9 protein-coding genes are annotated in these 11,628 nt (G+C 41.3%); 6 read left to right on the top strand and 3 right to left on the bottom strand.

Annotated features, from left to right (window positions below):
* Positions 1-52: 52 nt before the first annotated feature.
* From EDC37_RS00320 to EDC37_RS00335, 4 genes are read left to right on the top strand one after another with little or no spacing between them, the layout of a single operon-like run.
* The gene (locus EDC37_RS00320; protein WP_132546880.1) at positions 53-1,120 is read left to right on the top strand and encodes a carbamoyl phosphate synthase small subunit; all 1,068 of its coding nucleotides are present in this window, start codon (positions 53-55) and stop codon (positions 1,118-1,120) included.
* A gap of 2 nt (positions 1,121-1,122) precedes the next feature.
* Positions 1,123-4,350, top strand: coding sequence for a carbamoyl-phosphate synthase large subunit (gene carB, locus EDC37_RS00325; RefSeq protein WP_132546881.1), 3,228 nt, complete (start codon positions 1,123-1,125; stop codon positions 4,348-4,350).
* Complete coding sequence (locus EDC37_RS00330; protein ID WP_231040010.1) at positions 4,337-5,110, top strand: dihydroorotate dehydrogenase electron transfer subunit; 774 nt, start codon at positions 4,337-4,339, stop codon at positions 5,108-5,110. Before carB ends, EDC37_RS00330 begins: the two co-directional genes overlap by 14 nt.
* Positions 5,103-6,017, top strand: a complete 915-nt coding sequence (locus tag EDC37_RS00335; protein WP_132546883.1) for a dihydroorotate dehydrogenase — start codon at positions 5,103-5,105, stop codon at positions 6,015-6,017. The genes EDC37_RS00330 and EDC37_RS00335 overlap by 8 nt, the downstream gene beginning before the upstream one ends.
* Before the next feature lie 222 nt (positions 6,018-6,239).
* Here the strand turns inward: EDC37_RS00335 and uraA are convergent, their stop codons facing one another.
* From uraA to EDC37_RS00350, 3 genes are all read right to left on the bottom strand, one after another.
* Positions 6,240-7,511 (bottom strand): uracil permease, encoded by a 1,272-nt coding sequence (gene uraA, locus EDC37_RS00340; protein ID WP_132546884.1) that lies wholly within the window; start codon positions 7,509-7,511, stop codon positions 6,240-6,242.
* Positions 7,512-7,562: 51 nt separating this feature from the next.
* Positions 7,563-8,387 carry an ATP-dependent sacrificial sulfur transferase LarE gene (larE, locus tag EDC37_RS00345; RefSeq protein WP_132546885.1) on the bottom strand — a complete coding sequence of 275 codons (825 nt, stop codon included), beginning with the start codon at positions 8,385-8,387 and terminating at the stop codon, positions 7,563-7,565.
* Between the two features lie 101 nt (positions 8,388-8,488).
* The gene (locus EDC37_RS00350; RefSeq protein ID WP_132546886.1) at positions 8,489-9,010 is read right to left on the bottom strand and encodes a nitroreductase; all 522 of its coding nucleotides are present in this window, start codon (positions 9,008-9,010) and stop codon (positions 8,489-8,491) included.
* Positions 9,011-9,165: 155 nt separating this feature from the next.
* Between EDC37_RS00350 and EDC37_RS00355 the strand changes: the two genes are divergently transcribed.
* Positions 9,166-10,941, top strand: coding sequence for a methyl-accepting chemotaxis protein (locus EDC37_RS00355; RefSeq protein WP_132546887.1), 1,776 nt, complete (start codon positions 9,166-9,168; stop codon positions 10,939-10,941).
* Positions 10,942-11,076: 135 nt separating this feature from the next.
* Positions 11,077-11,577, top strand: coding sequence for a hypothetical protein (locus tag EDC37_RS00360; RefSeq protein ID WP_132546888.1), 501 nt, complete (start codon positions 11,077-11,079; stop codon positions 11,575-11,577).
* Positions 11,578-11,628 lie beyond the last annotated feature (51 nt).

Raw genomic sequence — 11,628 nt, forward strand, 5'->3', positions numbered from 1 at the left:
TTTAGAAGTGTTTATAGATACAGGGACGGTATAATCTTCGGAGGTGCTCTATTTGAAAGGAAAATTGGTTCTTGAGGACGGCAGTACGTTTACTGGTGATCTGCTTGGTGATAAGCCGGCTTCTGGTGAAGTCGTGTTTAATACAGGAATGACTGGATATCAGGAAATTTTGACTGATCCATCCTATTGTTCGCAGATTATAACTTTGACATATCCATTAATAGGCAATTATGGGACTGCTGAAAAATTTAACCAAAGTCGAAAATGTTTCGCAAACGGTTTTGTAATAGGTGAGCTTTGCGAGGTTGGTAGTAATTGGCAAAAAGAAAATGAGCTCAGTGAATTTTTGCAGGCTAATGGCATTCCCTGCCTTTATAATGTGGATACACGTGCGCTGACCCGTCGTCTTCGTTCGGCAGGAACGATGAAGGGAATAATAATAACGACAGATACACCGAAGAACGAATGTGATGAGTTGATGGCAATACCGCTTGAACATAGAACTGTTGATAAAGTAACCACTCCGGAAAAATATGTGCTGGAAAATGATGGACTGCACATAGTAGCAATGGACTTTGGGGTGAAAAAGCACATGCTCGAATCAATGCATGAACGCGGTTGTAAGATAACAGTTGTTCCGGCGCATACTACAGCACAGGAAATTCTTGCGTTGCAGCCAGATGGGATATTTTTGTCAAACGGTCCTGGTGACCCTAAAGACGTGTTGGATATAGTGGAAACAATAAAACAGCTTATAGGCAAGAAACCTATTTTTGGTATCTGTCTTGGCCACCAGCTGATAGCATTGGCCTGTGGCGCGGATACTTATAAGTTGAAATTTGGTCATCGTGGTTCAAATCAGCCTGTCAAGGATTTGCGGACAGGGCGCGTTTATATATCGGCGCAAAATCATGGTTATGCAGTCGATGAAAAATCGCTTGCAAAATTGCCTTTTGACATAACGCATATATCAATGAATGACGGTACGGTAGAAGGAATGCACCACCAGAAACTGCCTTTGTTTTCGGTGCAGTACCATCCTGAGGCGTCTCCGGGACCGGACGACAATACGTATCTTTTTGATGAATTTTGCGCAATGATGAAGAAAGGGGCCAATTAATCGTGCCGAAGAAGGAATATCTGAAAAAAGTAATGGTAATCGGCTCCGGCCCGATAATTATCGGCCAGGCGGCAGAATTTGACTATGCAGGCTCACAGGCCTGCCGCGCTTTGAAAGAAGAAGGACTGGAAGTAGTCCTGGTAAACAGCAATCCAGCTACGATAATGACGGATACGCATATTGCTGACCGTGTTTATATAGAACCGTTGACTGTAGAATTTTTGGAAGAAATTATCAGCAAGGAACGGCCGGACGGCTTACTTGCCACTCTCGGTGGACAGGCAGGACTTAATTTGGCTGTTAAATTGTCTGAACGCGGTGTATTGGCAAAATACAAGGTTGAACTTTTGGGAACGTCGCTGAAAGCCATAAAAAAAGCTGAAGACCGTGAGTTATTTAAAGAAACAATGCAGAAACTGGGCGAACCTGTACCGGAAAGTAAGATTGTCGAAACGGTAGAGGATGCTGTTGCCTTTGCCAATGAAATAGGTTATCCGATTATAGTGCGGCCAGCTTATACTATGGGCGGGACAGGCGGCGGCATAGCCGAGGCGGAAGACGAACTCATAGAAATTGTCATCCGCGGTTTAAAATACAGTATGATTGGACAAGTCCTGATAGAACGTTCTGTAGCTGGCTGGAAGGAAATAGAATACGAAGTAATACGGGACAGTAATAATAATTGTATTACCGTTTGTAATATGGAAAACTTTGATCCAGTCGGTGTCCATACGGGAGACAGCATTGTTGTCGCACCGTCACAAACACTTACAGACCACGAATACCAGATGCTTCGTTCAGCATCGTTGCGCATAATACGCGAATTGGGGATTGAAGGCGGCTGTAATGCCCAGTATGCACTGGACAGTAAAACCAATAATTACTATGTAATTGAAGTTAATCCGCGTGTCAGCAGGTCTTCAGCGCTGGCATCAAAGGCTACCGGCTATCCTATTGCCAAAGTATCGGCGAAGATAGCGATAGGCTATACACTCGATGAGATAACAAATGCCGTGACGCAGAAAACAAAAGCCTGTTTTGAACCGGCTTTGGATTATTGCGTTGTAAAGTTTCCGCGCTGGCCTTTTGACAAATTCGTTTTGGCTGACCATACATTGGGTACGCAGATGAAAGCTACGGGCGAAGTTATGTCCATTGACCGCAGTTTTGAAGGTGCCATACTGAAGGCAATACGTTCATTGGAAATAGGCGTGCATTACCTCAGTATGCAGCATATAGCTGCATGGGATGATAAGACAGTCCTGAAAAATCTGGCACTTATCAATGATGAAAGAATATTTGTCATAGCCGAAGCATTGCGCCGCGATGTTGCTGATGTAGACAAAATAAACGAAATTACTAAAATAGATAAATGGTTCATAAGAAAAATAAAAAATATCATTGATATAGAAAAAAGAATAAAAAGCGAAACCCTGACAGAAAAGTTATTGCTGACAGCTAAAAATGTGGGCATTGCTGACCGTTCGATAGCAGAAATGACAGGGAAAACCATGCTGCAAATTCGTGTCATGAGAAAAGCATTGCGGATTTTGCCCTGCTATAAGATGGTTGATACATGTGCTGCCGAATTTGAAGCGGCAACACCGTATTATTATTCCACTTTTCATGCGCAGGAAGATGAAGTACAGCCTTCCAACAAGAGAAAGGTAGTCGTTTTAGGTTCCGGGCCGATACGCATTGGCCAAGGCGTTGAATTCGATTATTGTTCCGTCCATTCGGTATGGGCTTTACGCGAAATGGGTATAGAAGCAATCATAATCAACAACAATCCGGAAACTGTAAGTACTGACTTTGATATATCTGACAGACTTTATTTTGAACCGCTGACACCGGAAGATGTCCTTAACATAATAGATAAGGAAAAACCGGAAGGGGTAATAGTCCAGTTTGGCGGACAAACGGCAATAAATCTTGCCAGTTCCTTACAGCAGGCAGGCGTGAAAATATTGGGTACGTCAGTCGATGATATAGACCGTGCTGAAGATAGGGAACGCTTTGATGAATTACTGGAAAAGACACATATATTGCGTCCGCGTGGTGAAAGTGTCACCAATGTTAAGGATGCTATAAAGGCAGCAGAAGACATAAAATATCCTTGCGTGATCAGACCGTCTTATGTACTTGGCGGCCGGGCAATGGAAATCGTGTATAACGAAGAAGAGTTATGCGATTATATGGGGCGTGCAGTAAAGGTATCACCGAAACATCCTGTGCTCATAGATCATTATATGGAAGGCAGAGAAGTTGAAGTTGACGCCATTTGTGACGGTAGTGATGTTGTGATTCCGGGTATTATGGAACATATCGAACGCGCCGGCATCCATTCAGGGGACAGTATAGCCGTATATCCGCCGCAGACTTTGTCGGCAAGGGTTATTTACACGATCGTCGATTATACAAAGAGGCTGGCACTTGGTCTCAATGTAAAAGGATTGATGAATGTCCAGTATGTAATATTGAATGAACATGTCTATGTAATAGAAGTAAATCCACGTTCAAGCCGGACAATACCGTTCTTGAGCAAAGTAACCGATATAAAGATGGTCAATGTGGCAACAAGGGTTGCACTTGGACATTCTTTGCAGGAAATGGGATACCATTCGGGGCTTGTTACCCCGAAGCCGTATATTGCGCTGAAAGCACCGGTATTCTCCTTTGCCAAAATGCAGGATGTAGATATTTCCCTCGGACCTGAAATGAAATCAACAGGCGAAGTGATGGGCATAGATTATCATTATTCACGCGCATTGTATAAGGCAATTACTGGGGCAGGTATGAATATACCGACAAATGGGACAATCCTGTTCACAGTAGCGGATAAGGATAAGGAAGAAATGCAGCAGCTTGCTAAGGCCTTTAGTGAATTAGGCTTTAAGCTGGTGGCTACGAAGGGAACTGCAGACTCGATAAGTAAGATGGGAATTGATGTGGATATCGTAGGTAAAGTGCATGAAAGTAAAGGCGATATTCTGGAAATGATCAAGGCCGGAAAAATAAATATGGTAATAAATACGCTTACGCCGGGAAAAACTTCTGCCAAAGACGGTTTTAAAATACGCCGGTCTACAGTAGAACACGGTATAGCCTGCCTTACAGCGCTTGACACAGCATGGCAGGTGCTGCGGGTACTTTCCTTTATGCGTGAACGTCGTTTGGTTTATACATTGGCATTACAGGACTATGTTGGCGGCGGTGATGATCTTGCATAAGCATTTTTTAGCGGATGGTGCAATAATACGCCATGAAAAAATAGGGGCTAATGATGTTTATCTTTTGGATATAGATATTTTTACTAATGCAGAAAGTTTTGCAGCTGGACAGTTTGTCCAGCTGCAAGTTCCGGATGGAGAGATCCTGTTGCGCCGTCCTTTGAGTATAGCGGATGTATCGGGCAGCCGAATAGTATTGATCTACCGTTTGATCGGTAAAGGCACAGAACGCTTGGCAAGGGCTGCTGTGGGTAGCAAAGTGAGTATATTAGGCCCGCTGGGCACAGGCTTTGGCCTTGAATGCAAAAGACCTTTGCTTGTGGGCGGTGGACTTGGCATAGCGCCATTGTTGCTTTTGGCTAAACGTTTTGCGGGACAGGCCGACATCCTAATGGGCTGTAAAAACGCGGCACAAATGGACTGGCCATTGCCATTGTTTAAAAATGTAGTGAAAAATACTTTTATTACGACTGACGATGGTTCAATGGGAATGAGGGGGTTTACTGCAGAACATTTGCCGAAAATATTAGCAGAAAATAGTTATGATAAGGTTTTTGTCTGCGGGCCTGAAATAATGATGAAAACAGTGGCTAAAATAACGGCTGGACATAAAATCGCCTGTGAAGTTTCTTTGGAAAAACGTATGGCCTGCGGCTTAGGAGCATGTCTCTCATGCACTATAGAAACTAGACAGGGCCGTAAAAAAGTCTGCAAAGACGGTCCGGTTTTTAACAGTACGGAGGTATTTTTTGATGAGTGAGATCTCACTTAAAACCGAACTGGCAGGTATAAAAATGAATTCACCGATAATGACGGCATCAGGTACATTTGGCTTTGGTGAAGAATTTGAAGACTTTGCTGATTTTTCTACATTAGGCGCTATTGTTGTAAAAGGCACGACCTTGCAACCGAGAAGCGGGAATAAGGGCATCAGAATAGCAGAAACGCCGGCCGGTATGCTTAACTGCATAGGTCTGGAAAATCCTGGTGTGAAGGTATTCATTGATGAAATATCACCGCGCATAAAAAAATATAACTGCCCAATAATAGTTAATATATCGGGCAGTACAGTAGAAGAATACGGCGAGCTGGCCAACATGCTTGATATTGATGCAGTCGCAGCGGTAGAGCTCAATGTATCCTGTCCAAACGTCAAAGAGGGCGGCATTGCTTTTGGCGTAGAGCCGAAAAGTATGATGTCTGTTATCAGGGCAGCAAAGAAGAATACACATAAACCGGTGATAATTAAGCTTTCGCCCAATGTGACAGATATCGCAATGATGGCAAAGGCAGCAGAAGAGGCCGGAGCTGATGCCATATCGTTGATAAATACCCTTATGGGGATGGCAATTGATATAAATACTTGGCGGCCTGTTTTGGGAAATATTACCGGTGGTCTTTCAGGGCCGGCCGTAAAGCCAGTGGCTTTGCGCATGGTCTGGGAGGTAAGAAAAGCAGTTAGCCTGCCGATAATAGGTATGGGCGGCATAATGAATGCCCAGGATGCCATTGAATTTTTCTTAGCAGGCGCTGATGCTGTGGCTGTAGGAACGGCAAATTTTGTCGAACCAGATATAACAGTCAAAATATACGATGGTTTGGAAAAATATCTTGGACAGAAAAATTTAACTGATATAAAAGATATAATAGGTAAATTACAAGCATAAAAAAATAACTGCATGCAGCTCCTAACTCTAGGCGGTTATTTTGGTTCTATACTAAATGTTGGGGTAAGCAAAAATTCAAGCTTACTCTGACATTATTTTTTTATAAAAAATGTCGTTACAAATATCCTCATTATAATAAACAATTTAAAGCAGCAGGATAATATTCCTACTGCTTTTATAATGCCATAAATTTTTTATAATCTTAACCATTGATGATGAACCTTAGTTTTTATTATCTATATGCAGTTTTTCAAAAATACCAAAGAAGATACTTATGACCATTGCCGAAACAGTGGCAAGACCTATTCCTTTGAGCTGCACCGGACCCAATGTAAGCACGGCACCGCTGAGACCACTGATCATAGTTACGGCTGTCAAAATCATATTTTTGGACTTTGTATAATCAACCTTTTTTTCAATGAGCATACGTATACCGGAGCAGGCTATGATACCAAATAATAATATGCTTACGCCGCCCATTACGGGAACTGGTATGGCATGGATAATAGCAGCTATCTTGCCAATGAAAGAAAATAAGACAGCAAACACTGCTGCGCCACCGATTACCCAGACACTGTAAACGCGGGTTATGGCCATGACACCCATGTTTTCGCCATAAGTCGTATTGGGTGTAGAGCCGACAAGACCGGAAATTATATTGGAAAGACCGTCAGCAAATAGGGAACGATGAAGGCCAGGGTCTTTGATCAAGTCGCGGTGGACGATACTGCCAGTAACGAGGAGATGGCCTACATGTTCAGCAAAGACCACAAACAGGGCCGGCATTATCATCATGATAGCGCTTAAATTGAATTTTGGTTCATAAAAGGTTGGCACGGCAAACCAGGGAGCATTCTGCACGCCTGAGAAGTCGACAATGCCGAGAAAAAAAGAGATAATATACCCGCCGATAACACCAATCAAGACAGGAATAATACCTATAAAACCACGGCCTAAAACAGATGCCAAAATAGTGATAACCAGCGTCAGGCCTGAAGCAATCATGGCCAGATTGGGAGGTATGGAAGGCGCCGCGGCAGGGTCAGGGATGAAACCGGACATAGTGAGGGCAAGCGGTGCGAGCTCTAAACCGATAACACTTACAACTGCGCCCATGGCAGCCGGTGGCAGGACGAAGTCTATCCACTGGGTACCTGTCTTATTAATGATAAATGATAAAATGATAAAGGATAAACCAAAGGCGATAAATCCTCCCTGTGCATCTCCATAGCTCATGTTAGCTGTAGCAAGGACTGCCAGCACAGGTGAAATGAAAGCGAAGCTTGAGCCCAAATATGCAGGAAGGCGTCCTTTACAGATAAATAAGTATAAAATAGTGCCGACACCATTCATAAACAGAGCTGTGGCCGGATTTACTTTTAGGAGAAAAGGCACGAGAACGGTGGAACCAAACATGGCAAACAAATGCTGCAGACTAAGAGGTATCCCTTCTAATAACGGGACTTTCTCTTCAACGTCGTAGTATTTTTTCATGTATTACATCCTTTATAGAGTTTTAAGTTGCCAACCGGTAGAAACATAAAATCAATTTGGCTGGTTTTGTATTTGTGAAATAGCAGCATTTTGGCTGCCCATTTTATAACCGTTCATATCAAGTGTAATAAATGTAAAACCTAATTCCTTAAGTTCATTATAAATCTTTGTACGGAAATCAGGCAGTGCGAATTTGGCAAATTCTTCCGGCATTATTTCAATGCGGGCAAGCTTACCATGGTGGCGGACTCGTATCTGGCCGTTTATATACTGCCGCAGCAAACGTTCAGCCTTATCAACCTGTTCGAGCCTGTCAGCTGTTAAGCTTAAGCCATAAGCAAGGCGTGAGGCCAGACAAGCTTGGCTCGGTTTATTCCAGACGGGCAAATTATATTTATGGGCTATTTGCCGTATTTCCTTTTTACCGATGCCGGCTTCCAGGAAAGGCAATTTTACCATATCTGATAATTCGGCTATAGCTTTCATACCAGGGCGGTAATCCGTTTTGTCGTCAAGATTGGAACCTTCTATGATGTAATTAAAGCCATTTTCTTTAGCCCAGTTACACATATTGGTAAAACGGAATTTTTTGCAATAATAGCAGCGATTTTTATCATTGGCTGCAATTTCAGGAACAGCAAGGTCGTCACTTTTCATTAAAATATGTTTAATGCCGACAATCTTGGCAACTTTTACAGCATCATCCTTTTCATTATCCTGTAAAAGAGGAGAATCAGCGGTGACAGCAATGGCTTTATCACCCAGGGCCAAGTGGGCAGCCTGTGTCAATACGGAGCTATCGACACCACCGGAAAAAGCCACGACTATTTTTTGGTAATCTTTAAGAATTTTAATAAGTTTATCAAATTTGTCCATTTTACACCTCAATAAAAGGTTAGCAGGGAAAATAAACTGGCATTTAATTAGCCATATACAATCCCTATACTATAAAATACAAGTTTTTATAAGTGCAAGCTTTATCTGATTTTAATTATACGATTTGGTTTACGTGGGTTATTTTGTTTGCAGGACTGGGCAGGATAACCAAGTAGACAATGGCCTATGGCAATATATTCGCCAGTTATGCCCCATTTTTTTAGCAGGGATTTTCCTGTTTCACTGGCAAACTCTTCTCGTGCACGGTGTATCCAACAGCTGCCAAGACCGAGAGAGCGCGCAGCGATAAGCATATTGCCTATGATTAAGCTGCCATCTTCGACACCAGTAGGACAGTCTTTTTCGGAAAGGACAATAAGTACCGTCGGTGCACCATAAAAAGGATCTTTGGTATAATTAAACAAATTTGCGTTCATTTTCGATAAAACAGCGATATCTTCTTTATTTTGCAGCGCAATAATTTTCGAGGACTGCCTATTCATACCGTTAGCCGCATAAAGACCGGCTTTTAGGACAAGGTCGAGTTCTTCGTCCGTTATTTGCTTGGCAGTATACTGTCTTACACTGCAACGTTCTAAGATATCAGTTATTGTCTGATTCATAACATAACACCTCCCTGTAAATTATTATTTTACAGCTAAAATATAAATTTTACAAATAATAAACTACAATAATATTCCTGGAAATTAACCTAAAATTAATATTTAATTAAAATAAATAAGAAAAATTTATGTTAATTTTATAAAGCAGACAGATTTTGCCTAATAAAAGAAGAGAAAAACCTGCTGATATAGTAAATATTAATCTGGAGGTATGCCGCGTGGGAATGAAGGGCAGATTGGTAATAAGTTTTGCCATTATTATTTGCTTGACAGCCGCAGTTGGTGTTTATGCTGCCTATTCTTTGCAAACAGTAAACAGTTATTTGCAAATGATGGCAGGCACCAATTTAACGAGAATGACAACAATGCAGGAAACAGTGAGCTTATTGGAAGGGTATCAGGCAGATATATATAAATTGCTGTGGGAGCGAAAAAATGGTGGGCAGTCATCACCGACAGCGGCATTTACAGTAAAGGATTTGGCTGATAAAGCTAAAGAGATAGATGAACATATAGATAAAATGAAGAGATCGGCCAGAGAGAACCAAGCGGAAAATGTCACGGATGTTGAAAATACATGGCAGAGTTATAAAAAAGCTGTAAAGGAAAGAATTATTGATGCGAACGTAGACGATAATGCCGGCATTGAGAAAAGTCTGTCAAACACGGGGGATATGGGTCAAGCCTATAGTAAGTTGATGACCTTGGCAGAAGAGTTCAAACAGTTAAATGAAGGATATGTAAACATAGTAGTAAAAGATGGCGATGCCCAATATAAAAAAGCTGTCATCGTCATGACAGCAGGCGTAACGGCTGTTATATTGGTAACCATCTTGATAGCAGTGTTCTTTGGTAGATATATAAATAAATTTATCAGAAAATTTTTGGATACAGCTGCCAGAAATGCTACTGGAGATTTACGGGCACATTTAGACTTCAAAGGAAAAAATGAATTTGCTAAAATAGCTGATTCATATAATGGGATGCTTGATGATATCTGTATTTTAGTTGGCAATATCAAAAGTATGGCGAAAAAAGTAGTAAATACAGCAGGACAGATAACAGAGATTTCTGCCCAATCGTCAGAAGTGGTGAACCAGGTCGCAGTAGCGGCTTCGTCGTCAGCGGACTCCGTTGAAAGACAGGTAAAAAATATTAATGCCACGGCCTCATTGGTAGATAATATAGCTGACAGTATAGAAAATATGGTGCAGCAGGCAAAAAGTTCAGCAGATGAAGCGGCGGCATCGGCGGAAATTGCAGCAGAGGGCAGCAAATCCATCGGCCAGACCAGAAAACAGATGGAATCGATATCAGAGACAAATAGTAAATTAGTCGAAGGTATAAATTCTCTGGGGAAAAATTCGGAACATATCGCCGAGATTGTCGATACGATAAAAAATATTGCCAGACAGACAAATCTGTTAGCTTTAAATGCGGCAATTGAAGCTTCAAGGGCAGGACAATATGGGAAGGGGTTTGCTGTAGTTGCCGACGAAGTGAGAAGACTGGCAGAGCAATCCCAAACAGCAGCTAAGCAAATAGAAAAGATTATCAATAATATATGTACGCAGACAAGTAATACGGTTCAAATAATGACAGTCAATAGCCGGGAAGTGGATGCGGGGGCGGTAGATGTTAAGCAATCAGGAGAAAGTTTTGAACGGCTGGCAATAATGAACAGTAAAATGTCAGGAAAAATAGAAATGATATCAAGTAAGGCAGACGTATTGTCAGGTTCCTCCCAAAATGTGGTAGAAAGTGTCGGCCGCATAAAAGGGGAAATTGATAATGTAAATGACCAAATCCAAAGCACCTCAGCATCCATAGAAGAGCAATCGGCATCACTCGAAGAAATAGTAGCATCAAGTAAGATGCTAGTCGATATAGCCCAAAGCCTGACCGGGCAAATAAGTAAATTTCGTATATAAAAATATTTTTATTAGAAAGGTCGAATATTAAAGGGAAAATATTAGAAGCTAAAGTGTTTTAAAAAGGAAATGGGGCCGTCGCGGCGAAAGAAATAGGAATGGTATTGATATAGCGTATGGAAAAGAGGTTTCCTTATGAATAGAAAAATTTTGGCTATAACATTCGTTCTTACATTTTTGGCGACGGCAGTAGTTTCAGCCGCAGAACCGCGTTGGCAAAAGATAATAAACGCTAATGAATACAGATATTATTTCGATACATTAACAATTTCGTACGGCAAAACTGCACCTAAAAGTACACGTGATGAAGTAAAAATAGATAAGAATGTAATAAAATTTTATGCGCAGGAAGTATATGTGAATCCGCAGGATATAGCTGAAAAATTGCAACAAATTAATAATAGTGTGAACTGGGGCAGCGTAGCGTATTCGGTAGAAGCATGTGAGTATGATGTGAAAAACAAAAAGATTTGTCAAAAGGATATATCTTTTTTTGACACTAATGGAACATATATAGGAACTGTTACAAGAAATACATGGCATAATATAGTACCGGGCAGTGATGAAGAAACAATATATAATTATATTATCCAATATGCGAAAGACCACAATAAGGAATTAAAACAGCGGTCTTAAAGAAAACTTGATAATAGAAAAAATAATTGGGCAAATAAAAATGGATAGCAA

It is taken from the genome of Pectinatus cerevisiiphilus, assembly GCF_004341685.1.
Lineage (GTDB): Bacteria > Bacillota > Negativicutes > Selenomonadales > Selenomonadaceae > Pectinatus > Pectinatus cerevisiiphilus.

Bases quoted from the DNA above. Each gene is read 5' to 3' on its own strand.
- EDC37_RS00360 (WP_132546888.1), top strand. From the start codon at position 11,077: ATGAATAGAAAAATTTTGGCTATAACATTCGTTCTTACATTTTTGGCG.
- EDC37_RS00350 (WP_132546886.1), bottom strand. From the start codon at position 9,010: ATGAATCAGACAATAACTGATATCTTAGAACGTTGCAGTGTAAGACAG.
- uraA (WP_132546884.1), bottom strand. From the start codon at position 7,511: ATGAAAAAATACTACGACGTTGAAGAGAAAGTCCCGTTATTAGAAGGG.
- EDC37_RS00330 (WP_231040010.1), top strand. From the start codon at position 4,337: ATGATCTTGCATAAGCATTTTTTAGCGGATGGTGCAATAATACGCCAT.
- larE (WP_132546885.1), bottom strand. From the start codon at position 8,387: ATGGACAAATTTGATAAACTTATTAAAATTCTTAAAGATTACCAAAAA.
- EDC37_RS00335 (WP_132546883.1), top strand. From the start codon at position 5,103: ATGAGTGAGATCTCACTTAAAACCGAACTGGCAGGTATAAAAATGAAT.